The following is a 23,931-nucleotide window of genomic DNA, read 5'->3' on the forward strand; positions in this document are numbered from 1 at the left end:
CTTTTGTTTATCTAAATACGTTTGATCAATTCAGTTTACTATTCAGCTTATCTACCCTGCATTGCAGTAAGCATACTTCCATATACCTGATTCAACTTGGTAAGGTTATTCGCTAAAGCTGCAATTTGTTCCTTTGCTCTGTTTGCATCTTCAGCAGTATTATTCATCGCTTCTGAGGCAGCAGATAATTTACCATAAAACTGATTCAATGCTTTAAGGTGATTATTACTCTCTTGTAATTCTAATTCGTAAATAGTATTTAGAGATGATAAGTTTTTAGTTAGTCCTTGAACTTGAACATGAAACTGCTTATTGCTTTCAGCTGCTGCTTCAAAACTAGATAAGGAATGTACTGCACCATTTACTGCTGTAGCTACAGAACCCAATGCAGTGGCTGCTGCTTTTGAATTTGCAGTAAAATCGCCTGTAGATTTTACCACATCGCTTATTTCGCCCATCTTCTCTACAGTACTTCCTAGTTTCTTAAAGCCTTCGCTCAACTTTCCTAAATTGGCAGGGGTAATATCGGCTTCTGCCAACATTTTTTCCATGCTTTTTAAAGCAGGATTACCCGCATCTGCAACAACGGTTGGCGCACCCATATCTGGAGGAGGCAAAATAGCATAGATAATAAATATCAAAGCCTCGGTTGTTAAACCAATTTTTAATGCCCAGTCTGCCCAAGAAAGGTGAAGTATTTTTGCCATTGCACCAAAGATCACCACGGCTGCACCAAGAGATACAACAACGTTTACCGCGCGATTAACTGTAGGAGAAACACCTGAAGCCATAATTGTATTTTTTGTAGTTTATTTTTTACTTTTTCATTTTTGGAGCCAAATCAATCACACAACGGAAACCAATATATGATTTAGCTGTGTCTTGGTATTCGTAGTTACGAGTACTAACTTGAATTTGGTATTGAGTATCTTTCCAAGAACCACCTCTAATTACTTTGCGTTTCTCACGAGGACGGTCAGAATCTTTTGCGTCATAACGAACATCAGGGCTCATATCTGAAAGGAAATTATAAGATCCTTCATAAAAGTAAGAACCCGTCCACTCTGCAACGTTTCCGCTCATATTGTATAAGCCATAATCATTGGGCCAATATGCATCGGCTCTAACAGTATAGAATCCTCCGTCTTCTGCATAATTACCTCTGCCTGGCTTAAAGTTGGCCAATAAGCAACCTTTTTTATTTCTGGTATAATAGTTACCCCAAGGGAACATTGAATTGGTTCTTCCACCACGAGCAGCATATTCCCACTCCGCTTCAGAAGGCAAACGATAATCGCCATCGAATGCTAAGTTCTTTTTACCTAAGTAAGCATTTTGATAATGTGTTCTCCAGCTACAAAAAGCCATTGCTTGCTTCCAAGTAACCCCTACCACTGGATAATTTCCAAATGAGGGATGAGAGAAATATCTTTTGGTCATTGGTTCGTTATATGAATAAGAGAAATCTCTCATCCATACCAATGTATCAGGATATACTTTCTGATTGCGCTTTACAATGAAATTTTTACGAGGCTGTCCTGCATTTTCTCTTTTTGCAGCTTCTGCCAAGTCAAAATATTCTATTCTATAAATCAATTTATCAGGATCAATTTCTGGCTTACCGTATAAACGATTGTCTGGTGCAAGGTTTAATTCATTTAACTGCTCAACCGTTTTTCTATCCCACTTAATGGTTTTTACCTTGGCCCAATCAACTGCCATGGTATCATCGTCTTTATTAATTCCTTGTCCAAATAGAATTTTGAAAGAAAGTGAGTCTCTAACCCAGTTAACAAACTGGCGATAATCGTCGTTAGTGATTTCAGTGGCATCCATCCAAAAACCAGGAATAGACACTTGTCTGTTTCTGGTAGTATATTGGTAGCTGATGTCTTCATCGCTAGGCCCCATATGGAAAGTTCCTGGTTGTATGTAAACCATGTTCCTCGGGGGATTCATATTCTGCTTAGCATTTGGCGAAACTCCGTGAAGTTGGCCATCGTCTGGCAATCCTTTTCCACCCTTCGATTTGAAGGGATTACACGAAGTGACCGCTAACGCACAAAACGCCGTGATAACCAAATAAAAATGTCTTTTCATGACCACAATTGATTTTGACAGGAGCAAATATATGTTTCAAATGACTTGGTACTAATAAAAGTGCCTCGTCTTATTGGTTTTTAAGTAAAATTTACAATCAATAGTAACTAATTAATTTCTAGTAAAATAGGTTTGTTCATAGGGCCTGTCCAAAGCAAATTACTTATAAAGTTGTTACATAATTGCTAAAGATAGTTTAGAACGGAAAAAAAGGCCAAATGTTGCCTGTTGATAAAAAGAAACCCCTCAAATGAGGGGTTCTTCTTAAACAATTATTTTGTTGCTTTTGCTGCTTTTTTGGCTGGCGACTTTTTGGGGGCTTTGCTTGCTGCCTTTTTGGGAGCTTTTGAAGCTGTATTGGTTGGTGCTTTTGTGGGGGCACTCGCTAAAAATATATCTAACGCAGCCACCATACTTGGGCGCTGTGGGCTAGGCACTTGAATTTCTAGATTAAATCCAGCTTCTAAAACCGCTTTCGAGGTATTTCCACCAAATGCCGTTAAAACGGTACCATTTTGCTTGAAATCAGGAAAATTATCCAATAAGCTTTTTACTCCGCTTGGGGTGAAAAAGCAAATCATATCATACTCATTCTTTTGCAAAACAGGCTTGATGTCGTTGCTAATGGTGCGATACATATATGCCAACTGAAAGTCGCATTTATTATTCTTTAACCAACTACAAATTTCACTGTCTTGTTGGTTCTCACTGCATACATACAAAAACTTCTCAGCCTCTTTGTGCTTATTAATAACGTCTAACATGCTCTTATTGGTACCATCGGCACCATAAAACACTTTGCGTTTTCTATAAAGAATAAATTTTTGTAAATAGAGCGCAACCGCTTCTGTAATGCAGAAATACTTGGTATCCTGGGCAATACTTAATTTTAATTCCTCGCTCATTCTAAAGAAATGATCGATTGCATTTCGGCTGGTGAAAATGATGGCAGTATATTGCTGTACATCAATTTTTTGTTTGCGAAAATCTCTTGCAGGAATTCCTTCTAACACTATGAATGGATGAAATACCAATTCAACATTGTGCTTTCTTTCTAGGTCAAAGTAAGGAGATCTTTCACTCTCAGGCTTTGGCTGCGAAATTAGAATCTTTCTGGCTGTCTTCGAATTTCCTTCTTGCTTAGACCCGTTTTTGCTCATTGCTTGCTCTTGTATTTTGCAAATGTAAAATATCAGCCTATATTTTCTACCAAAAGCTTATAAATCAGCGCCATTGGTAAAATTTCCACGGCGCAAAGGTAAAGGAAAAAATGAAAAGGATTTAGCTGAAGATCGGTCCTAAGTAGACCAAAGGATACTAAATACCGATAAATAAATAACAATGTTACAACACCGAAGGAGATAGTGGCAACAATTGCCCCAATTGTTGGGTCTGCAAAAGCCAATAAAACTGTTAGAGGGAGCAAAACCACTCCCATGATGCGGTTTACCACTGCAACCAAAAACAAATATGAAGCAGCTGATGCACTATTGTTAAAAACCCACCCTGCAAAGGAAACAAAAAGGTATTTTCCTAAATAAATAATACCCAAAACAGCAGTTACATAAGCATACAACAACCAAAATTGCAAACTGGCCCATTGATTGTATTGTATAATCAATGTAATGAACAATCCTGTTGAAAGCAAAAAAAGCAGGTTAATGAGCAAGGAAGCAAAACTATCTTGAGCCAACTGTTCTTTTGTTTGTTTTTGCCTTAATGAGGTTTGAAAAAACAGTTTGAACAAATTTTGAAAATATTTGGGGAAGGCGGTCTTAATAAACCCTAACAAGAATACCAATAAAGCAAGTGTATAAAAAAGGGCATCTTTCGACTCTTTTTCATGATACTCTACCAACATATAAATAGCTGGCTTGTGCAATGGCAAATACGGATGTGCAGCAATCTTTTTATAAGTGACGGTGTCTATGAGTGGAACTGCAGCCGGTAAGATGATTGGTTTCGAAATACTAGTATCGGCCGCTATACGGAGGCTTGAATCCTGCTGTGCAGAAACCATTAGCCCCGATGTAATTAAAAATAAAAACAAAAAAATACGCATTCGCATTACAACAAAATTATTGAATGGTTATGATTAAACGTTCATGTTAGCAGAACAATGCTAATTTTAATTTTTAAATAGCCAATGGCCGGAATTTATATTCATATCCCTTTTTGTAAAAAAGCTTGCAACTATTGCAATTTTCATTTTTCTACCAATCATCAATTGATTGATCAGGTGGTTGAAGCCATTGTACATGAAATACAACTGCAAAAAAAATATTTAGCTGAGCCCATTGAAACCCTGTATTTGGGCGGTGGCACTCCATCTCTGTTAAAGAAAGCATCGCTGACTAAGATATTTGAAGCAGTTAAGCAGCATTTCAACTTACTGCCTCATGCAGAAATAACATTAGAAGCCAACCCTGATGATATTGATAACGAACAATTATTGAATTGGATTGAATTGGGCGTTAATCGTTTGAGTATTGGCATTCAGTCTTTTAGAAACGAAGACCTACAATGGATGGGACGTGCGCACAATGCTGATCAAGCTTTGGCTTGTATTGGATTGGCACAGGCTGCAGGCATTCAAAATATTTCGATTGATTTAATTTATGGTGGGCCCAGTTTATCTAATAAAGATTGGATCAAGAATCTCCAAATTGCCATCAACACTGGGGTTCCGCATTTATCTTGTTATGCGTTAACAGTAGAACCCAAAACAGCACTAGCCCATAAAATTAATAAACAAGAATTGCCGAATGTAGATGCTGCACACCAAGCTGCTCATTTTAGTATTTTGCAGGAAATGACTGCAAATGCTGGGTTTGAACAATATGAAATTTCGAATTTTTCATTGCCAGGCAAAAGAAGTATACACAATGCCAACTATTGGTCTGGACAACATTATTTAGGGATTGGACCTGCGGCACATTCTTTTAACGGCCGTAGCAGACAGTGGAATATCAGTAACAATGCTTTATACATTCAATCATTAGCCCAAGCTATAGTGCCATTTGAAATAGAGGAATTAACTGTTGTTCAACAAATTAATGAATACATTATGACGGCGCTCAGAACCATTGAAGGCATTGATGCAAATAGGATCAATGCAATTGCGGACAATGCCATTTTTGATGCCATTTTACTAGATGCAGCCCATTATATTAATGAGGGACTATTGACTCACGCTAATCGTCAATTAAGCCTTTCCCCTAAAGGTAAGTTTATGGCAGATGGTATTGCTGCTCATTTATTTAGAGAGGAATAAACTATAGGGAACTAGTGAATATTGTCTACCGTTGTATCCACTGTTTGTAATAAAGTCATAACAATTGGATAAAAATCATGTTTATGAGGGTGCTTCTCACTTAATTTATCGGCAATCTGTTTGATGGCCATTAGTAAATTCTCTTTATTAATGCTCTCAGTATGTATATGATTGGGCTTATGTATTTCAAAATCGTCTTTCAATAATTCCATTAAAGAGACTTCTAAAATTTTAGATAGCTCTTTAATATGCTTCACTGTAAGCTGGGTGTAGCCGTTTTCAATTTTGCTATAAGCATTTTGTGATATGCCCATTTGTTTTGCTACAAAATCTTGGGTGTAATTTCTTTGTTCTCTTACTTTTCTAATAATTGTTTCTGGCACTTTGAATAGTTTATATATTTAATACATATTTAAGAAAATTTTGTTTAAATCTATATCAAAAAACTTTCAATTTGTTTAAACCCGTCTTCCGCTGGCAGCTGCTCCCATAAAACTGCATAGATGGCACTAGCTATAGGCATATAGGCCAAAACCGTATTATTTGTTTTATAAATACACTTGCTGGCAAAGTATCCTTCGGGTAACATATTCAGTTCAAGCTGTGCCGATTTAACTGAATAACCCTTACCCAGCATATTGCCAAAAGTGCGATTTCTACTGAATAAAGAATAACAGGTTACCAATAAGTCTCCTAAGTAAACGGAGGCGGTATAATTTTTTTCTTTACAAGTTCCCGGTGCTATCTTTTCTAGGAACGATCCCATTTCGTTGGCACAATTGGCAATATATACACTCAGGAAATTGTCTCCATATTCTAAGCCATGGGCAATACCAGCACCTAGCGCATAAATATTTTTCATGACTGCTGCATACTGTACCCCTACCACATCGGTATTAACTACTGTATTAATATACTCGGTTTTAAAGCAAGCAGCAATAGCGGCTGTTTCTGCCTCATCGGCTCCAGAAAATGTGAGGTAAGATAATTTTTCTGCTGCCACTTCTTCGGCATGACAAGGACCTAATAAAGTAAAATAATCTTTCAACGGAAATTGAACAGTCTCGGCTAAATACTCATGCAATAACTGGTTCTTTGTAGGAGTAATTCCCTTTACTGCAGAAATAATTTTTTTATTCTTCCATTTTTCTGCAGATACTTGTTCCAATGCATCTTCCACATAAGCAGAAGGAACTGCTATAACCAATATATCAGACGCTTCAATTACTGCATTAATATCAGTAGTCAATTTCAATTGCGCAGGATTAAAATAAGCAGTACTTAAGTAATGCGGGTTATGCCTTCTTTTTTTGAAATGATGAATACTGTCTTCATTACGGATAAACCAATGAATTGTATTGCCGCTATCTGTGAGAATTTTAGCTAAAGCAGTAGCCCAGCTTCCCCCTCCAATAATTCCAAACTGCATATGGCTGTTTTATCGCTATTAATTCAGCAAACATACAGAAAAACAAATGGACGGTATTTAGCCGTCCATTGATGAATTATTATTGAAATAATTTTAGTCTTTTTTCTTCTCTTCAAAAAGTTTGTCCTTTTCTACTACAGTAACCAGGTTGCCATCTTTTAGCATTTTGCTTACAATAGAGTATGGCCCAGTAATTACTTTATCTCCTTCTTTCACGCCCTCTGTAATTTCTATATTATTCAAGTCTTGAATGGCTGTTTTTACTTTTACTTTTTTTACTTTACTATCGGCCTGTAAAATAAATACCACTTCTTCAATTGAATCATCAGAACTCACCGATTTTTGTTCCGCTTTTTCTACTTGTGCTACTTTAGCAGCTGGTTTCTTTTCGTCTTTTTTCTCCTTCTGATCTTCTTTGCTATCTCTAGTAGTAACCGCATTTAAAGGAACAGATAATACATTGTATTTACTCTTGGTTTGTATATCTGCACTGGCTGTCATTCCTGGACGGAAAGGGAAAGATCTACCTGGAACAACCAAGTCTTTATAACTTTCTTGTAGTAAACGAATATGCACTTTGTAGTTGGTTACCTCTGCACTTGCATTAGCAGTAAGATTATTACCAGTACTTGGATTGGCAATTTTATAAACAATGCCCTTGAACTTTCTACTGGTATAAGCATCTACTTCTACAATAGCAGTATCGCCTAATTTAACTTTAGGTATATCATTCTCACCAACATCTACCCTTACTTCAAAACTGCGCATATCGGCCACCCGCATCATTTCGGTACCTACATTAAAACTATTACCTGCAACACGTTCTCCTTTTTTAATAGCCAATAAGCTAATTACACCATCCATTGGTGAAGTAATTAATGTTCTTCCAATATCTTTATTGGCTCTGTTTAATTGTGCTTGAACACTTTGAACACCAGCTTTAGCACTTTTGATTCCTTCCATTGCAGCATTGTAATTGGCTCTTGCACTTTTAACAGCTTGTTCTGCTTGTTCAAATTCTAATCGGCTGATTACTTTTTCGTCTAATAATTTCTTTTGACGATTGTATTGTGTTTCTGCTTGATCTAGTGTTGCTTTAATAGCAGCAGATTGTGCGGTAGTATTAGAAACCTGTGCTTGTTGTTGGCTTACTCCTGCAGCAACTTGATCTCTTTGAGAATTTAATATATCTGCATAAATTCTAGCCAATACTTGCCCTCTTTTAACAGTATCGCCTTCAGCAACGGTTAATTCAACAATCTCACCGCTGACGTCGGGGCTAATTTTTACTTCAATTTCAGGATATACTTTTCCGCTCGCATTTACGGTTTCAATAATCGTTCTGCGCTGTACTGCTTCGGCAGTAACTTTTATTCCTTCTTCTTTACCTATTATTCCTGCTTTTTTTAGGCCTATGATAACGCCTATAATTACTACTAGGCCTACAATAATCCAGATTAACTTCTTACTCATGATTTGTTTTTTATAATTTAATGCCTTGACCTTTGTAAAATTCTAGTAGTTTAATTCTAAAAATATAATCAAACTGATTATTTAATCTATCCAATTTAGCTCTTAATAAATTGTTTTGATTGGTAATTAAATCCAACGTATTAGATAAGCCCGCTTCAAAACGTTTCCGTGCATAATCGTAGGCTTTTTGTGAAGCTTCCACCGATTTATCACTCGCATGAAAACGTTGAATTGCAGCCATTGCATTGGTATGTGCTTGATAAATATTTTGTTGCAATGTTAAGTCTGCTTGTTGTCTAGAAACTTGCGCCGTTCTTAAATTTAATTTAGAACGTTCATATCCTAATTTAGCTGAACCAGCATTAAAGATGGGTATCTGAACGTTTAACCCAAAGTTTTGCCTAAAGTTTTGCTCTAACTGACCACTCCATCCATTCCACATCTGAAAGAAATTTCTTTTAGATGAAGTCAACTGAATATCTGGCTGAAACACTTGATAGTTCTGATTATTAACTGTAACAAAACTAGTAGTAGGCCTAGTACCAATAATATTAGCACCAGTAACAGTTGTTGCTGAATTAGCAAAGTTAGATCCCATTCCTCCAAAAGCAGAAATGGTTGGATAAAACGCAGAACGGGCTCGCTTAATAGAAGCTTCTGCCGACTTAATTCTTAAGTCGCTTACTTTTTGCGCTGGTTGATTATTTAATGCCAATTGATATAAAAATGCTGGATCTAATTCACCTAATGGTTGCAATGGTATATTATCTACTGCTGGTATTTCTACATCAAATGAAACAGACATGTCTAAGTTGATTGCAGCTTTCAACTGAATTACGGCTTGCTGAAAAGTGGCATTAGCACTAACCAATGAAGTACTATCTCTTGCAAGCTGTGCCTCAATTTCTGCGGCACTTAACTCTGGTAGCGCTCCCGCTTCTACCCGCTTGCGGGTAAACCCTAACTGAGATTGGGTTTGGCCTACTTGCACTTCAGCAATAGCAATTTGTTGCTTTGCAGCCACTACTTGTAAAAAGAAAGTGGCTATACTTAATGATACATCATTGGTAATTCTTTCAATATCAGTTAGCGCTGCTTGTGCATTAAATCCTGCAATTTGACGGTCGGCTTTTAATGCTCCCCAGTTAAAAACAGTGGCATTCACATTCAGGTTCACTTGTTGAAACAACAACTGTGTAGTGGTAAACAAGTTGGTGGTGGGATCAATAGATCTACCAAACTGGGTACCCAAATTGGTACTTGCACTTGCAGACGGGTATTGAGACAATTTGGTTCGCTCTACTTCCAAAGCAGCCAATCTTGCTTGTATATCGGCTTGCTTTACCGAAATATTGTTTTTTGCAGCGTATTCTACACAACGCTGAAGGTTCCATTTGTCTGTTGAACCCTGGGCTGCTATTTGCCCAGCGAACGTAAAACAACCAACCATTAGTAATAATAAATTCCTCATAGAACAAAAATAAGTTATTCGGCGAGGCTTTCACAGAATTTAGACAGACGGAAAGGAAAGGGATGGTTTTGTGTTAAAATTAGTATGAAAGGCAGTTTATGGCACTATGCCGGCTTTTTAAATCGCTGGGTAATGAAATAAATAGCCATAAATGCAGCCAGAACAGCCGTGCCAATAATAGCAGTATTGGGTGTTTGGATGGCTATGCTCACCCCAACAAAGCAATAAGTGGCCATAAAGATCAAGGGCAATATGGGAAAGAGCTTCATTTTATAGATGCCCGTACCATCCAAATGTTTGGTTTGTTTTCTCAACTTAAAAATGGTGGCACTAGAGGCAACCATACCAAAACAATCAAGGAAAATGGTAAAATTTAAAATAGCATCAAAGGTTTGGGCAAAAAATAAAATAAGCAAACAAGTAAGGGTAAACACCGTTAACGATACTACCAATACGCCATTCTTTTCGTTTTGCTTTGAGAATATTTTAGGAATCGTTCCCTCATCGCTCATGGCGTACATGACTCTTGGGTTGCTCATCAAGAGCGCATTTACATAAGCCAGTACCCCAAAAAATAAGAAGAAAGAGAAAATGGCTGCGCCCTTGGCACCAAATACTTTGTCTATTACCACATATGCAATTTCTTTTTCACCTTTCATTTGCTCAAAACCTACAATTTGGTAATAGCTAAAATTAACCAGCAAGTACAAACCAATAATAATGGCAATCCCAAAAAATATTCCTTTAGGAATATTGCGTGCAGGATCTTTTACTTCGCTTCCAAAATTGATGGTCTGCTGGTAACCACCATAAGTAAATGACACAGCAATTAAACTATAACCCAAACTTTGAATCCAACTCATTTGAGGGGTTGGGGAAATTGGAGCCGTAGCCAAATCAGCAGCCGCTGCAGCAGTGCTTGTTTCGTATGGAAAAAATAATGCTGCAATCAACACCAGGATCATACTGATTTTGATGACCATTAAAATATTCTGTGCACGAGAACTCATTTTCAGCCCTCTTAAATTAATAATGTAGAATAAAATAATGGCTCCTGCACTTAACAATGCTTTGTCTACATCTGTCCAAGGTGTGCCAGGAAATAGTTTAGCAATATATCCGCTTCCTATAATAGCTACTACACTTAAACTGGCAGCATTGCTAATTAAAATAATGCAGTTGATGGCAAATGCAATACTAGGATGATAGGCATAAGAAAAGACTTTATAGTATCCACCAGTTACAGGAAACCTACTTCCTATTTCTGCATAAGTTAATGCGCCACAAAGGGCTACAAAACCTCCGATTAACCAAGCTGCAAAATATACAGAGGGCTCAATGGCATGCTGGGCGCTGGTTGCAGCCGATCTAAAAATACCCATCCCTATTACTAAGCCCACCACAATCATGGTGAAACTAAAAACATTTAATTGTTGGTTCCCTTTCATAAGGATAAATATATACATTTGCTGCGTTACTGGTTCATCTGCCTCAGCCAGATGATTAAAAGGGAAGTTCGGTGTAATTCCGGCGCTATCCCCGTAGCTGTAACCCGCGCCATTTAGGCAAACTTTTGAATCACTACAACCACTGTTCTGAAAAGGATGGGAAGGACATTCAAAGGGCGGGAAGCCAGAAGACCTGCCAATAGCAAACAAGTATTCACGGCTTTCGGGTGAAAAGCATGGAATCTAAAGTGCTGCTGCAGCAGTAATTTATTTTTCGCCGTTTTTTTATTTTCCTGGAAGCTCATTGTTGACCTTTAAATTAAATGGACAATGAGCAAAAAATTAACGCTCTTCCTAACCTTGCTATCAGGTTCTGGCCTGTATGCACAAAAAGACAGTTTACGCACCAGTGTGCTAGACGAAGTAGTAGTAACTGCCAATAAGCAGGAACAAAAACAAAGTACTACCGGCAAAGTGATTACCGTAATTGGACAAGCTGAATTGTCTAAAAGTTCAGGTAAATCATTGGGTCAAGTATTGAATGAAACGGTTGGTATTACTATTAATGGCGCCCTTAACAATGCAGGTACCAATCAAACAGTATTTATGCGAGGGGCCAATAGCGGTAGAACGCTGATATTAATGGATGGTATTCCTGTATATGATCCTTCGCAAATTGGCAATGAATTTGACCTCAATCTTTTTTCTATTAATGATGTAGAAAGAATTGAAGTATGTAGAGGAGCGCAAAGCACGGTATATGGTAGTGATGCAGTTGCAGGTGTAATTAATATTATTACCGTAAAGCAAAATGTAAACAAAGCCATCAATGTAAAAGCAACGCTTACTGGCGGTAATTTAAACAGCTTTAAAAACAACCTTCAAGTGTATGGCAAGTATAAAAAACTAACTTATAGTTTGCGCAACGCGGGCATTAGAACCGATGGATTTAGTGCAGCTACCGATACTATTGGTAATAGAAATTATGATGCAGATGGATACAAGGGCAACAGCACCAGCGCTGCAGTTCAGTATGCAGTGAACAATCAATTATTATTGAAGGGTTTTGGAATGTATAGCCAATACCAAGCAGGAATTGATGCGGGCGTTTTTAACGACGACAAACAGTATCTATTAAAAAACAATTTATTGAATACTGGTTTTGGTATGGTATATAAAACAAAGGGCTTGCAAGTTACTGCCAACTACCAATTTAGTCAAACCAACAGAGGATACGAAAGAGATAGTGCAGACAAAGCAGTTTTTAGTTTTTATCAGCGCAACAAATATTTTGGGAAAACACAGTTTGCAGAATTGTATGCGTCCATTAAATTAAATCAATCTTGGTCTTTGTTGCAAGGGGTAGAGTACCGTTTTGCCAGTATGAATAACCAGTATGAATCGGTTAGTAGTTTTGGGCCTTTTAAATCTGGTTTCAAAGACACGGGAATTCATCAATCATCGGTATACAGTTCCTTACAATTCAATAACCAGAAAGGCTTTTTTGCAGATGCAGGATTTAGGTTGAACAAACACTCTATTTACGGTAACAGCAGCACATTTACTTTTAACCCTTCTTTTGCTGTGTCAGAACAGTTAAGGGTATTTGGTAGTGTAGCTACTGCATTTAAAACGCCTTCATTGTTTCAGTTATTTGATTCCTTTAGCGGAAGAAGAGATTTAAAAGCAGAAACAAGTACCACTATTGAAGCAGGCTTCTCGCATAATTACACTGGTTTTACCAGCAGGTTAGTAGCTTTTTATAGAAATACCAATAATGGAATAGACTACGATTATGTACGAAACAAGTATTATAATTTTATAAAGCAAACTGCTTTTGGAGTAGAATACGAAACCAATATTCGATTGAGCAATCGTTTGCAAATGAATATGAATTTTAGTTACTTAAGCATGATTGATTCTACACAAAGCAGAACCAATTTTAAAGACACTGGCTATATCTATGGCTTAAGGAGACCTGGGTTTCAAAGCAATATGAGTTTAAATTATTCGAACGAAAAAGCAAGCATTTCTATAATAGCTAAATACGTTGGAAGCAGATCGGATATTGGTGGATTTAGGCGAGCCGATGTGTTGCTACCCGAATATTTTATTTTGGGAGCTTATGCCGAATATCGTTTTAGCGAGAAACTAAAACTGTTTGTTGACGCTCAAAATATTACCGGTAAGAAATTTACCGACCTAAGAGGATTTAATAGTATTCCTTTTTTAATTAATACGGGTATTAGTTTACACTTATAAAACACACTATGCTTCAAGATCAGCTGCAAAACAAAATCAATAGCAAAACCAAACCCTTGGGGGCATTGGGTATGCTAGAAGAGATTGCATTACAAGTAGGTTTGATTCAACAAACTACACAACCTTTTATTGCAAGACCTACTATTATGGTTTTTGCAGCTGATCATGGCATAGCTGCTACCGGATTGGTAAACCCTTATCCACAATCGGTAACTGCTCAAATGGTGTTGAATTTTCTAAATGGGGGCGCCGCCATTAATGTATTTACTCAAATGCATCAGTTAAAATTATTGGTGGTAGATGCTGGTGTGAATGCAGATTTAAGTCATTTAAACCAACCTGATTTTATTCATGCAAAACAAGGGATGGGAACGTCTAATTATTTATTGACGTTGGCAATGACGAACGATTTGGTGCTGGGTAGTATTGAAAAAGGAAAAGAATTAGTAAAAATAGTTTCGCAAGGAGGTTGTAATTGCATTGGATTTGGTGAAATGGGCATTGGGAATACTTCTTCTGCTGCTTTAATTATGCATGCCATCACCCGTATTCCTATTCAAGATTGTGTTGGTAGAGGAACGGGGGCCAATGACGAGCAATTATCTACTAAAATAAATACCCTTGAAAAAGTTGCTGCGCTTCATCAATTGCAGCATCTTGGCAACGAACCTTTGAAGTTATTAAGTGCAGTTGGCGGTTTTGAAATTGCCATGATGGTGGGTGCTTACCTAGCAGCAGCGGCAGAAAAAATGGTTATTGTAGTAGATGGTTTTATAGCAACCGCTGCATTATTAGTTGCGTGTCAAATAGAACCTATGGTAATGAATCATTGCATTTTTGCTCATTGTAGCGATGAACAAGGCCATGCAAAAATGTTACAATTTTTAAAGGCAAACCCCTTGCTGAATATAGGCCTTAGACTAGGAGAAGGAACAGGGGCAGCACTAGCTATTCCCTTAATTGAATCGGCTGTTGCTTTTTTAAATCAAATGGCTTCATTTGAACAAGCAGGTGTAAGTACTGCAACAGAATAATTATCTTCATGCAAACCTTTACATGAAACACCAGTGGCTTCTATTTAAAACTGCGTTGATGTTTTTTACTCGCATTCCTGTGGGTAATATTCCATTTGAACAAGCTCATTTACAAGCATCTGCCAGGTATTTTAGTTGGGTTGGATTAGTGGTTGGAATAGTAGGTGCTATTGTATTAGTGTTGGCTAATCTACTTTTTTCTCCTGCACTTACCATTTTGTTTTCAATGATTGCAACTATTTTATTGACCGGATCTTTTCATGAAGATGGTTTTGCAGATTGTTGCGATGCTTTTGGTGGAGGTTGGACCAAAGAAAAAATACTAACCATCATGAAAGATAGTCGACTTGGTACTTATGGAGTAGTTGGATTAATTTTAATGCTGTTTTTAAAGTTTTTGTTGTTATTAGAATTAATGCAATTTTTTCCTATAGAATTAGTTGCTGTAACCTTGATAGCTGCGCATGCCAATAGTAGATTCTGGGCTACCACTTTAATGCAGAAACTACCCTATGTACAAGACATAGATACCAGTAAATCTAAACCACTGGCAGATCGAATTTTAACCAAACTAGAAATGGGTGTGTTGGCGTTGGGCTCCTTACTATCACTTACCCTAGTTTTTATTTTAATTTACAGCCCCATTGACCAACTAGACCATTTATTGTTTAGCTATGGATTTGCAAGCTGGTTATTCTCCTTTATTCTTTGGGTTCAAGCGCCTGCTTATCTAGTTCAAATATTTGCAGGCAGGTATTTTATGAAATGGATTGGCGGATATACTGGCGATTGCTTGGGTGCCACACAACAGGTTTGTGAAATTGCTTTTTATTTAGGATGTTTACTCTTATGGAAATTTATTTAATTAGACATACCACCCCTAAAGTAGAAAAAGGCATCTGTTACGGACAGGCCGATTTAGATATTACTGAAACTTTTTTAGAAGAAGTGGAAGCCATAAAACCGCATTTGCCTTCTGCCGGTGTAAAAGTGTACAGTAGTCCATTGCAACGTTGCAAAAAATTAGCCGATGCATTATTTGATGGATTGGAAATTGATATTCATGATGATTTAATGGAGCTCAATTGTGGCCAATGGGAATTACTTCCATGGAATGATATTCCTAAAGAAGAGATACAACCTTGGATGGATGATTTTGTGAATGTACCTGTTCCAAAAGGGGAAAGTTATGTAGACTTGCACAACCGTGTGGTGAATCGCTTTAAAGAAATTGTAGAAAAACAAGAGTCAGCAGTCATTGTTGCGCATGGCGGTGTGCTCAGAAGTATTCTATCGCATATCACTGCTACCCCTTTAAAAGAATCTTTCGATGCTTTTACCTTACACTATGGTTGTGTGGTAAAAATTAATGTAACTGAAAATAGTATGACCCACGAATTACTCTATAATTACTCTAGACAAGGTAAAGAATGGCATAGACCTACTCTTTAGTAAAATTGTATCTTTAAAAAAACAAGCGCATGGATTTTCAAGTAGATCAACTGCTAACAGTTACTTTTACCCTTTTTGCGGTAATTGATATTGTAGGGTCTATTCCCTTGCTTATTTCTTTAAAGGAAAAAATGGGCGGAGGTATACGTTCTTTACAGGTAACATTGATTTCTGGGGCCTTAATGATTTTGTTTTTATTTGCTGGCAAACCTTTTCTTAAAATTCTTGGATTAGATATTCGATCTTTTGCTGTAGGGGGATCAATCGTAATTTTTTTACTAGGTCTTGAAATGGTTTTAGGCCATGAAATTTTTAAAGGCGACAACAACGCCAAAAGCGGAAGTGTTGTTCCCATTGCATTCCCCATTATTGCTGGTTCTGGAACACTTACTACTATCATGTCATTAAAAGCCAACTTTGATGAAATGTATATCTTGTTTGGTATACTAATTAATTTGGTGGTGGTTTATATTACTTTAAGATTACTTAAAGTAATTGAACGAGCACTAGGCGAATCAGGATTACTGGCCGTAAGAAAATTCTTTGGTGTAATCCTGATTGCTATTGCTGTTAAAATCTTCAGTACCAATATTGCAGCATTTGGTAAGTAAGAACGGTACTTACCAAAGTATGGTATAAATAGCGGCAATTATTCCAAATAATATTAAGACGCCTACTACAAATGCTGGATGCAATTTAAACATGCTTCGGTCTACTTCTAATCCATTGGTTTGAACACCTTTTCTAATATCGTTCATGCTAATAAAATACATACCTAGTAAACAAATCAAGAATACTATTCCCATTCTATCTAAGAATGGAATTTCAAATACTCCCTCAGCATTAGCTACAGCATATCCAGATGAAGCCAACCAAGAAAGGTCAACGTAATTTGGCATGAACTTAAAAATGATAGAGAGTACAAATCCACCTATAGTGGCAAACAATGCTGCATTAGAACTGGTTTTCTTCCAGAAGAATCCTAAGAAGAACATGGCAAATACGCCCGGTGAAACAAAGCCGGTATATTCTTGAATATATTGGAATCCGCCTTTTTTGTCTATGCCCATAAATGGCGCAACTATCATTGCTAAAATCATTGCAGCAATAATGGAAATTCTTCCAATGTTTACCATTTTTTGCTCTCCTGCTGCTGTATTAATTTTCTTTTTGTAAATATCTAAAGTGAAAATAGTAGCAATACTATTGGCTTTACCTGCTAATGAAGCAACTACTGCCGCAGTAAGTGCTGCAAAAGACAGCCCCTTTAATCCCACCGGTAATAAATTTAATAATACGGGATATGCTCTATCCGGATTTATTTCTCCATCCTGTAATAACTCTGTTTGAAAATATCCCTGCTGGTGCATTACATAAGCTGCAATACCTGGTAATACTACTATGATGGGCATGATTAGTTTTAAGAATCCAGCAAATAACAATCCATTGCGAGCCGTTTTTAAATCGGCTCCCAACGCTCGTTGGGTAATATATTGATTACATCCCCAATAATTTAAATTGGCAATCCATAATCCCCCAATCAAAACAGTAAGCCCCGGCAAATCGGTAAAGCTTGGATTATCTGGCTTCAGAATCATATGAAAATGATCGTCTGCTTTTTCTCTTAACACAGCTAATCCATTGAGTAATCCGCTTGTTCCGTTTTGCTCTGCTACTAAATTCAATGCTATATATGTTGCTGCCAATCCTCCTAAGATTAAAAAGAATACTTGAATTACATCGGTGTATCCTATTACTTTCATTCCGCCTAATGTAATCAGTACTGCAAAAAATCCAAGTGCTAGCATACATACGGTGAAAGATATTCCAGAGATACTGCTAATGGCTAATGCGCCCAAAAATAAAATTGAAGTAAGGTTTACAAATACATATAATAATAACCAAAACACTGCCATAATCATTGCTACGGTATCGTTGTATCGTACCTGCAAAAACTGCGGCATGGTAAATATTTTATTCTTCAAATAAACAGGCATGAAGAAAATGGCTACCACTATTAATGTTACCGATGCCATCCATTCGTAACTGGCTATGGCCAATCCCATTTTAAATCCACTTCCGCTCATTCCTATGAACTGCTCTGTAGAAATATTAGATGCAATTAACGATGCCCCAATGGCCCACCATGTTAATGATCCTTCCGCTAAAAAATAGTCTTTAGAACTGGCTTCCTTTGCTTTCTTTCTTTGGTATACCCAAATACCATATCCAGCTACTAGAATAAAATAGAATAGAAATACCAAATAATCGGTTTGTTGCAATGCATTCATACAGCTTAGTTATAATCGTTTTAAACTCTCGTAAGCTATACAATTATCAAATGCGGTTGAATTTATATGGCGGGATTATTTTATCATTTGTGGGGGGTGGGTGTGTCTTGCTTCGCCAGGATTGTCTTCCTGACTTTGCCAGGATTGTCGGTCTGCGACCGACTTCCCCCGTATTGAACTTACTCAAACCCCTTACGGCTACCTTCGGTAGCCTAGTCTTTCATCCTCGTCAGCTTTCACACGCAAGCGTGTGACGCTGCCTCGAATAAAAGACTGCAGCTTTCGCTGCGGGGGTTTGTGGTCTCGCCAGGAATCGAACCTGGATCTGGAGCTTCGGAAACTCTTATACTATCCATTGTACTACGAAACCAATAATTGTTGCAAATGTAATTGAAGCAAATTAATTCTGCTTGATCTGCGCAAAAATGCGTTCGGTATCTGCTAATGAACAAAGCTCTGTTCCTTTATGTAATGTTGCTGCGGAACCTGCAGCTACGCCGTATTGCAATACTTGCTCCCATCCCCAACCTTTGGTTAATGCTGCTAACATTCCTGCAACCATACTATCCCCTGCCCCTACGGTGCTTAATACCGGTGCCTTTGGTGCAACAGCTTTAAACTGTTCGGTGGCTGTAATCAACATGGCCCCTTCTGCTCCCATTGAAACGGCCATGGCTTTGCATGAACCTGCTGCTATTACTTGTCGAGCGGTTGCTATCACTTCTGAAATATCAATCCAATCTTTGCCCACTAAAGAAGCCAGTTCGCGTAAGTTGGGCTTAATTAAATATAAGCCCTCTTTAACAGCTGCTTTTAATCCATCACCTGAAGTATCTATAATCAACTTTGCATTTAACTGTTCTGCAATAACAGCTATCTCATGAAAAACTGCTGTTGAAGTTCCTGGTGGCAAACTTCCACTCACTACAATATAATCTGCATGTGCACAATTACCAATCGCTTGCATTACCAATCCTAATTCTTGATCAGAAACCGACTCTCCTGGCATTCCAAATCGGTATTGCAATTTTTTGTCTTCATCAAACACCACAAAATTTTCACGGGTATCTCCTACTGTTTCAATGGCAGTAAATGTAACCTGTTCTTTGGCCAATAAAGCTTCCAATGTTTTTCCAGTATATCCACCAGATAATATAATGGCTTCTGATGCTACTCCTAATTTTTTCAAAGCCCTGGAAATATTGATGCCGCCACCACCTGGTTCTACTTTTGAAGACAGCGCTCGTAATTTTTTTTCAGGAACCAATTCGGGAACCGTAATACTTTTATCTAATGCAGGATTGAGTGTAATGGTTACAATGTTTGCCATTGTATAAAATTACAGTAATTCTTTTAGCGCAGCAGGCAAGAAAATGCGCGTAGGCACACTGCTCATAATCTTTAAATCGGTCAAAATACTACTTTCATTGTCTAGGAAGGCCAATACATTGTTGGCTTTATTCCCTTTAAATATTGCTGCGAATATTTCATCTCCTGGCATTTTATGAAAATGCAATACATGCAACAAAACAGCATCATATAAATGTCCTTTTGTATCATTCATGGTTTTGCCATAAGTTAAGTCTTTGCCTTTTTTAATGGCTTCAATTAACTGTGCAGTTCGTTTTTGAATAAACTTAAATGCATAACCACTGCTTGCCTTAGCTTGTCCGCCTGCAATTCCGATAAAAATATTTCTTCCTTTTGCATAGGAGAATTTTTTAGTGGTCATAGGAATCACCCCCTTTTCCTCGTGCAAAATTTCGAAGTCGTTGATGTGTAATTGTTCAGCAATGTATTTTTTCAACGCTGCATTATAATCATCATCGGCTAATAACTGTTCAGTAAATAATGTGTACTCAATTAATGCGGTATTAGCAGAAGTGGGCAATACATACATAAAGGTAGTCCCCTGTTCTTGCCCTACCCTGAAATCCATGAATACTGCTTTACTTGAATCAAAACAATCAGTGACTGTTTTAATTTCCCATCCTTTAAAATGTTGTAAAAAGTGATATTCATCAGCAGCTGCTTTAATAGGTTCAAATAAAATGCTGCTGAATACATACTCGGCATAGATGATTTCACCATCAACTAATTCAACTCCGGCTAAATCGTTTGTACCTATGAATTCAAAAGTGGTATCAACCAATTTCTTTACAGACGCTTTTCTCCACTCAATATTGGGAGCCGCCAATGCATTGGTTTTTACATAATTGTAAAAATCAAGTCCCCTGATCATTTTATAGGTATAAGGATCTATTGATAGTTCCGAGGAATAATGATTTGAATAGAAATTGAGTTTTGTCCATTGGTGATGCACAATGGACTCAAAAAGATCGGGCTTGGTTTCCCAAAAGCACCAAGTACGGTCATTTTGCTGCTTAGCATCAGCATCCACTACCAATATTTTTTTTGAAGCAAAGAAGGGATCAACAACCATTCTCATTAATAAACTCATGCCTGCGCAACCAGCTCCTGCAATAATATAGTCGTATTGTTTATTCAACTAGTTAAACTGCTTTTAGCTTTTCGTCTCTCCTTATTTTATCCCAGTATTTCTTTGCAACAATCAACATACCAAAGCTCTCCCCTTCTTCTTTGTGCAAATGTTTGTGGTGCATTTTGTGCGCCCACCTAATTGCTCTAATATATCTGTTATTACTACGGGTAAATAATTTAATGCGTTGGTGTATAATAATTTCGTGCACCAAAAAATAAGCGAAACCATATAAAGCAATACCTGCACCAATACTTACTGCCCAATAGTTTTGATTCATGCTCCCCAACATGATACATAACCAGCTAGGTATGGCAAAAATCACAAAAAAAGCATCGTTCTTTTCCCAAAATCCAGGCCCTTTTTGGTGATGGTCTTCGTGCAGGTACCATAGAAATCCATGCATCACATATCGATGGGTTAGCCAAGTAATCCCTTCCATTACAACAAATACCAATAAGGTTACTAATACATAAATCATCTTACAAGAAAATTCTTAGTGATAGAAAAAATAAAGCCTGTATAATCAACAAATGTATGGCAAAATGGTTTTGTGCTTTCATTCTCAGCTGTTGCTGAATGGCCAATAAAATGGCACTAATTACAAACCAACAAGCATAGTTGAGCATAGGGATTGTACCCCCCTCCCAAGTCCAGAATCCTAATTGAATGGCTACAGGCTCCATTAACCAATCAAAAAAAGTAGCCATTACAGCTCCATCTATTACAACAGACCATTTGATAATGGCCCTCGGTATTGGGGCTTCGTATTTTACCAACATTACTTTATTCAATTGTTGCATTAATGACCCACAACAAAAAACAATCACAAACCAGTTCATCCCTATCAAAAATGGAACACCCATCAACTTTGGCCCCATAACAGTTCCATAAGCATAATTTCCAAATAAGATTCCGGTATTTACCCCAATCATTTCGGTAACCATACCTGTTGCAAAAGACAATAAAAAAAATGCAACAAACCCTTTCTCTATCCGCTCTTGACTTGCTGCTAATAATACCCCCATTAAGATTAAAGTAAGGGGCGTATTATTAATGAACCAGTCTTTATAAGGCGTAAATAGAATACCTATTACACCAGTAATATGGAATAGTATTGCTAGAAATAGCGGTATTCTTGGCCTTGCGTATAACATGTTTGTTAATGCTTTTGTTTATGCTGTTCGTTTACTAGGTTAGCCATAATGGCCGCACTCGATAAACAAAGTGGAATTCCTCCTCCTGGATGAACACTCCCCCCTACAAAATACAACCCTTTTGTGGTATTGCTGAAATTAGGGTGTCGCATAAATGCTGCAGTTTTGCTATTAGAGCTGGTTCCATACAATGAGCCCATATAAGAGGCTGTTTTAGACTCTATGCTAACTGGGGATAATACTTCTTCCACTTCAATGAGTGGTTCAATATCTTCTCCCAAAATATTACCTAATTTTTTGAGTATGGCGGTCTTATAGAAGTCTTTAATAGACTCCCAATCTTGTCCTTTATTAGCGGGAGCATTCACCATCACAAACCAATTCTCTTTACCCATTGGGGCCTGGATAGAAGGCTCTTGTTTGCTAGTTATATTAATATAAACTGTTGGATCAGCAAACGGTTGTTTGGTTTTAAACAATGATTCAAACTCCTTTTCATATTCGTTACTAAAAAAGATATTATGCAAATCCAATTGCGAAAAGCTTTTATTAATTCCCCAATAAAAGATAAACGCACTGCTGCTTCTTTCTTGTTTTAATACTTTAGCTGCTTTAGCAGTATCTCCTAATAACTGCTGATAAGTAAAATAAACATCCATATTGCTCACAACTATATCAGCAAATTGATTTTCATTATTCACCACCACACCCTTAACTACTCCTTGTGTTCGAATAATTTTTTCCACCCCATTTCCAAAATGAAATAATACTCCTTTTTTTAAGGCTAATTCATAGAGTGCATTGGTAATACTAATCATTCCTCCTTTAGGATAAAAAGTACCTTCATTGTGTTCCAAATGAGGAATCAAAGAAAGCATAGCTGGTGCTTTGTAAGGATTGCTTCCATTATAAGTTGCATATCTATTAAACAATTGAACCAATTTAGCAGATTTGAAAGAGCGCATATTATAACTATTCAACGAATTGAACAGATAGGGCCATTTTACCGTTTGAATGGCTTTAAATATTGGTGCCTTAAATAGTGTTTGTATTTTATGTAGTGAGTATTGTAAAAATATTCCAGCAATATGATTGTATGCATCAGCCGATCTATTCAAGTACCTATGTAAGTTTTCTACAGGCTCATTGGTTTTTGCTTGCAATTCTGCAGCAAATTTTTCATGATCGGCATAAGCACTAATAATAGTACCATCTTCATAAAAATAATTACAAGCAATAGGAACACGTTCATAACTAAAATAGTCGTGCATGGGTTCTCCAGCAAGTTCAAATAATTCTTCTATTAATTGAGGGCGTGTAAACAAACTTGGACCAGCATCAAACTGATAACCACCTAATTCAAAATGACTCAGCTTACCACCAGGATAATCGTTTTTTTCAAAAACGGTAACTGCATATCCCATCACTTGCAATCGAATTGCTGCTGCTAAGCCAGCTACACCTGCTCCTATTACGATTGCATTTTTTGTGGGGGTAGTAGTACTCATCTCCTTTATTTATTATGTTGCAAGTGCCATGCCTTCACCTTAGGATAAGCAATTAAAAACCAACTTGTAAATATTGCAGGTTCTGTTGCAATCAGTTGATCTATGTTTTCAAATGTACGGAAAGCACAGTCTTTAACCTCTAAAGGATTGGGTTGAATATTCCCTTGATAGTTTCCTATAAATACATGGTCAAACTCATATTCGGTTAACCCATTGTCGAATGGAGCTTTATACACAAAATCGAAGGCCTTCTCTAAGGGAGTATCAAAGCCCATTTCTTCTTGTAATCGCCTATGTGCAGCGTAAATGGTATCCTCCCCTGGTTTAGGATGACTACAGCAAGTATTGGTCCATAAATTGGCACTATGGTATTTGCTGCTGGCTCTCTGTTGCAATAACATTTCGCCTGCATTATTGAATATAAAAACACTGAAAGCCCTGTGCAACACAGCTTTTTCATGTGCTTCCATTTTTTCCATAAAGCCTAATTCCTGATCAGCTTCATTTACCAGAATCACTTGTTCTAACATGT

Annotated in this window: 22 protein-coding genes, 1 tRNA gene and 1 riboswitch; of the genes, 6 read left to right on the top strand and 17 right to left on the bottom strand. The window is 37.3% G+C overall.

What is annotated here, in order from left to right; translation table 11 throughout:
• Positions 1 to 47 precede the first annotated feature (47 nt).
• From gldL to Q8S25_RS01115, 4 genes are all read right to left on the bottom strand, one after another.
• The gene (gene gldL, locus Q8S25_RS01100; protein WP_305534025.1) at positions 48 to 791 is read right to left on the bottom strand and encodes a gliding motility protein GldL; all 744 of its coding nucleotides are present in this window, start codon (positions 789 to 791) and stop codon (positions 48 to 50) included.
• Positions 792 to 816: 25 nt separating this feature from the next.
• Complete coding sequence (locus Q8S25_RS01105) at positions 817 to 2,100, bottom strand: SUMF1/EgtB/PvdO family nonheme iron enzyme (protein WP_305534027.1); 1,284 nt, start codon at positions 2,098 to 2,100, stop codon at positions 817 to 819.
• A 272-nt stretch (positions 2,101 to 2,372) separates the two neighbouring features.
• The gene (locus Q8S25_RS01110; RefSeq protein WP_305534029.1) at positions 2,373 to 3,260 is read right to left on the bottom strand and encodes a uroporphyrinogen-III synthase; all 888 of its coding nucleotides are present in this window, start codon (positions 3,258 to 3,260) and stop codon (positions 2,373 to 2,375) included.
• 32 nt (positions 3,261 to 3,292) lie between these two features.
• On the bottom strand, positions 3,293 to 4,168 hold the full coding sequence (locus Q8S25_RS01115) for a DUF4271 domain-containing protein (protein WP_305534031.1): 876 nt from the start codon (positions 4,166 to 4,168) through the stop codon (positions 3,293 to 3,295).
• A 78-nt stretch (positions 4,169 to 4,246) separates the two neighbouring features.
• Here Q8S25_RS01115 and hemW point away from each other — a divergent pair, with 78 nt between their 5' ends.
• On the top strand, positions 4,247 to 5,374 hold the full coding sequence (gene hemW / locus Q8S25_RS01120; RefSeq protein ID WP_305534033.1) for a radical SAM family heme chaperone HemW: 1,128 nt from the start codon (positions 4,247 to 4,249) through the stop codon (positions 5,372 to 5,374).
• A gap of 11 nt (positions 5,375 to 5,385) precedes the next feature.
• Here the strand turns inward: hemW and Q8S25_RS01125 are convergent, their stop codons facing one another.
• The 5 genes from Q8S25_RS01125 to Q8S25_RS01145 form a co-directional block, all read right to left on the bottom strand.
• Entirely contained in the window at positions 5,386 to 5,757 is a 372-nt protein-coding gene (locus Q8S25_RS01125; RefSeq protein WP_305534035.1) for a helix-turn-helix domain-containing protein, read from the bottom strand.
• Positions 5,758 to 5,807: 50 nt separating this feature from the next.
• The gene (locus Q8S25_RS01130) at positions 5,808 to 6,803 is read right to left on the bottom strand and encodes an NAD(P)H-dependent glycerol-3-phosphate dehydrogenase (RefSeq protein ID WP_305534037.1); all 996 of its coding nucleotides are present in this window, start codon (positions 6,801 to 6,803) and stop codon (positions 5,808 to 5,810) included.
• Between the two features lie 93 nt (positions 6,804 to 6,896).
• Positions 6,897 to 8,276, bottom strand: a complete 1,380-nt coding sequence (locus Q8S25_RS01135) for an efflux RND transporter periplasmic adaptor subunit (RefSeq protein ID WP_305534039.1) — start codon at positions 8,274 to 8,276, stop codon at positions 6,897 to 6,899.
• A 10-nt stretch (positions 8,277 to 8,286) separates the two neighbouring features.
• Entirely contained in the window at positions 8,287 to 9,747 is a 1,461-nt protein-coding gene (locus tag Q8S25_RS01140; protein ID WP_305534041.1) for a TolC family protein, read from the bottom strand.
• Between the two features lie 104 nt (positions 9,748 to 9,851).
• Positions 9,852 to 11,195: an APC family permease gene (locus Q8S25_RS01145; RefSeq protein WP_305534043.1), complete on the bottom strand. Its 1,344-nt coding sequence runs from the start codon at positions 11,193 to 11,195 to the stop codon at positions 9,852 to 9,854.
• 13 nt (positions 11,196 to 11,208) lie between these two features.
• Positions 11,209 to 11,411: riboswitch (cobalamin riboswitch) on the top strand.
• A 114-nt stretch (positions 11,412 to 11,525) separates the two neighbouring features.
• Here Q8S25_RS01145 and Q8S25_RS01150 point away from each other — a divergent pair.
• The 5 genes from Q8S25_RS01150 to Q8S25_RS01170 are packed head-to-tail and all read left to right on the top strand — an operon-like array spanning position 11,526 to position 16,554.
• Positions 11,526 to 13,457, top strand: a complete 1,932-nt coding sequence (locus Q8S25_RS01150) for a TonB-dependent siderophore receptor (protein ID WP_305534045.1) — start codon at positions 11,526 to 11,528, stop codon at positions 13,455 to 13,457.
• Between the two features lie 8 nt (positions 13,458 to 13,465).
• Positions 13,466 to 14,491, top strand: a complete 1,026-nt coding sequence (gene cobT, locus Q8S25_RS01155) for a nicotinate-nucleotide--dimethylbenzimidazole phosphoribosyltransferase (RefSeq protein WP_305534047.1) — start codon at positions 13,466 to 13,468, stop codon at positions 14,489 to 14,491.
• Positions 14,492 to 14,513: 22 nt separating this feature from the next.
• Complete coding sequence (locus tag Q8S25_RS01160; protein ID WP_305534049.1) at positions 14,514 to 15,356, top strand: adenosylcobinamide-GDP ribazoletransferase; 843 nt, start codon at positions 14,514 to 14,516, stop codon at positions 15,354 to 15,356.
• Positions 15,341 to 15,943 carry an alpha-ribazole phosphatase gene (cobC, locus tag Q8S25_RS01165; RefSeq protein WP_305534051.1) on the top strand — a complete coding sequence of 201 codons (603 nt, stop codon included), beginning with the start codon at positions 15,341 to 15,343 and terminating at the stop codon, positions 15,941 to 15,943. Before Q8S25_RS01160 ends, cobC begins: the two co-directional genes overlap by 16 nt.
• 29 nt (positions 15,944 to 15,972) lie before the next feature.
• Positions 15,973 to 16,554, top strand: a complete 582-nt coding sequence (locus Q8S25_RS01170; protein WP_305534053.1) for a MarC family protein — start codon at positions 15,973 to 15,975, stop codon at positions 16,552 to 16,554.
• Positions 16,555 to 16,563: 9 nt separating this feature from the next.
• Here Q8S25_RS01170 and Q8S25_RS01175 read toward each other — a convergent pair whose 3' ends face one another.
• The 8 genes from Q8S25_RS01175 to idi all read right to left on the bottom strand — a co-directional run bounded on the left by Q8S25_RS01175 (position 16,564) and on the right by idi (position 23,929).
• Positions 16,564 to 18,234 (bottom strand): sodium/sugar symporter, encoded by a 1,671-nt coding sequence (locus tag Q8S25_RS01175; RefSeq protein WP_305534055.1) that lies wholly within the window; start codon positions 18,232 to 18,234, stop codon positions 16,564 to 16,566.
• Positions 18,235 to 18,532: 298 nt separating this feature from the next.
• Positions 18,533 to 18,604 (bottom strand) — tRNA-Arg (locus Q8S25_RS01180).
• A 30-nt stretch (positions 18,605 to 18,634) separates the two neighbouring features.
• Positions 18,635 to 19,564, bottom strand: a complete 930-nt coding sequence (locus Q8S25_RS01185; RefSeq protein WP_305534057.1) for a 1-phosphofructokinase family hexose kinase — start codon at positions 19,562 to 19,564, stop codon at positions 18,635 to 18,637.
• A 9-nt stretch (positions 19,565 to 19,573) separates the two neighbouring features.
• On the bottom strand, positions 19,574 to 20,743 hold the full coding sequence (locus tag Q8S25_RS01190) for a lycopene cyclase family protein (RefSeq protein WP_305534059.1): 1,170 nt from the start codon (positions 20,741 to 20,743) through the stop codon (positions 19,574 to 19,576).
• A gap of 4 nt (positions 20,744 to 20,747) precedes the next feature.
• Positions 20,748 to 21,215 carry a sterol desaturase family protein gene (locus Q8S25_RS01195; RefSeq protein ID WP_295190886.1) on the bottom strand — a complete coding sequence of 156 codons (468 nt, stop codon included), beginning with the start codon at positions 21,213 to 21,215 and terminating at the stop codon, positions 20,748 to 20,750.
• A 1-nt stretch (position 21,216) separates the two neighbouring features.
• A complete protein-coding gene (locus Q8S25_RS01200; protein WP_305534062.1) occupies positions 21,217 to 21,891 on the bottom strand; it encodes a carotenoid biosynthesis protein in 675 nt (224 codons plus the stop codon).
• Positions 21,892 to 21,896: 5 nt separating this feature from the next.
• The gene (gene crtD / locus Q8S25_RS01205; protein WP_305534064.1) at positions 21,897 to 23,399 is read right to left on the bottom strand and encodes a 1-hydroxycarotenoid 3,4-desaturase CrtD; all 1,503 of its coding nucleotides are present in this window, start codon (positions 23,397 to 23,399) and stop codon (positions 21,897 to 21,899) included.
• A 5-nt stretch (positions 23,400 to 23,404) separates the two neighbouring features.
• Positions 23,405 to 23,929 carry an isopentenyl-diphosphate Delta-isomerase gene (gene idi, locus Q8S25_RS01210; RefSeq protein ID WP_305534066.1) on the bottom strand — a complete coding sequence of 175 codons (525 nt, stop codon included), beginning with the start codon at positions 23,927 to 23,929 and terminating at the stop codon, positions 23,405 to 23,407.
• Positions 23,930 to 23,931 lie beyond the last annotated feature (2 nt).

Origin of the sequence: Sediminibacterium sp., assembly GCF_030695065.1 — a bacterium.
Classification (GTDB): Bacteria; Bacteroidota; Bacteroidia; order Chitinophagales; family Chitinophagaceae; genus Sediminibacterium.

Coding starts and splice junctions, on each gene's coding strand:
- gldL (WP_305534025.1), bottom strand. CDS start 791: ATGGCTTCAGGTGTTTCTCCTACAGTTAATCGCGCGGTAAACGTTGTT.
- Q8S25_RS01105 (WP_305534027.1), bottom strand. CDS start 2,100: ATGAAAAGACATTTTTATTTGGTTATCACGGCGTTTTGTGCGTTAGCG.
- Q8S25_RS01110 (WP_305534029.1), bottom strand. CDS start 3,260: ATGAGCAAAAACGGGTCTAAGCAAGAAGGAAATTCGAAGACAGCCAGA.
- Q8S25_RS01115 (WP_305534031.1), bottom strand. CDS start 4,168: ATGCGAATGCGTATTTTTTTGTTTTTATTTTTAATTACATCGGGGCTA.
- hemW (WP_305534033.1), top strand. CDS start 4,247: ATGGCCGGAATTTATATTCATATCCCTTTTTGTAAAAAAGCTTGCAAC.
- Q8S25_RS01130 (WP_305534037.1), bottom strand. CDS start 6,803: ATGCAGTTTGGAATTATTGGAGGGGGAAGCTGGGCTACTGCTTTAGCT.
- Q8S25_RS01135 (WP_305534039.1), bottom strand. CDS start 8,276: ATGAGTAAGAAGTTAATCTGGATTATTGTAGGCCTAGTAGTAATTATA.
- Q8S25_RS01140 (WP_305534041.1), bottom strand. CDS start 9,747: ATGAGGAATTTATTATTACTAATGGTTGGTTGTTTTACGTTCGCTGGG.
- Q8S25_RS01145 (WP_305534043.1), bottom strand. CDS start 11,195: ATGAAAGGGAACCAACAATTAAATGTTTTTAGTTTCACCATGATTGTG.
- Q8S25_RS01150 (WP_305534045.1), top strand. CDS start 11,526: ATGAGCAAAAAATTAACGCTCTTCCTAACCTTGCTATCAGGTTCTGGC.
- cobT (WP_305534047.1), top strand. CDS start 13,466: ATGCTTCAAGATCAGCTGCAAAACAAAATCAATAGCAAAACCAAACCC.
- Q8S25_RS01160 (WP_305534049.1), top strand. CDS start 14,514: ATGAAACACCAGTGGCTTCTATTTAAAACTGCGTTGATGTTTTTTACT.
- cobC (WP_305534051.1), top strand. CDS start 15,341: ATGGAAATTTATTTAATTAGACATACCACCCCTAAAGTAGAAAAAGGC.
- Q8S25_RS01170 (WP_305534053.1), top strand. CDS start 15,973: ATGGATTTTCAAGTAGATCAACTGCTAACAGTTACTTTTACCCTTTTT.
- Q8S25_RS01175 (WP_305534055.1), bottom strand. CDS start 18,234: ATGAATGCATTGCAACAAACCGATTATTTGGTATTTCTATTCTATTTT.
- Q8S25_RS01185 (WP_305534057.1), bottom strand. CDS start 19,564: ATGGCAAACATTGTAACCATTACACTCAATCCTGCATTAGATAAAAGT.
- Q8S25_RS01195 (WP_295190886.1), bottom strand. CDS start 21,215: ATGATTTATGTATTAGTAACCTTATTGGTATTTGTTGTAATGGAAGGG.
- Q8S25_RS01200 (WP_305534062.1), bottom strand. CDS start 21,891: ATGTTATACGCAAGGCCAAGAATACCGCTATTTCTAGCAATACTATTC.
- crtD (WP_305534064.1), bottom strand. CDS start 23,399: ATGAGTACTACTACCCCCACAAAAAATGCAATCGTAATAGGAGCAGGT.
- idi (WP_305534066.1), bottom strand. CDS start 23,929: ATGTTAGAACAAGTGATTCTGGTAAATGAAGCTGATCAGGAATTAGGC.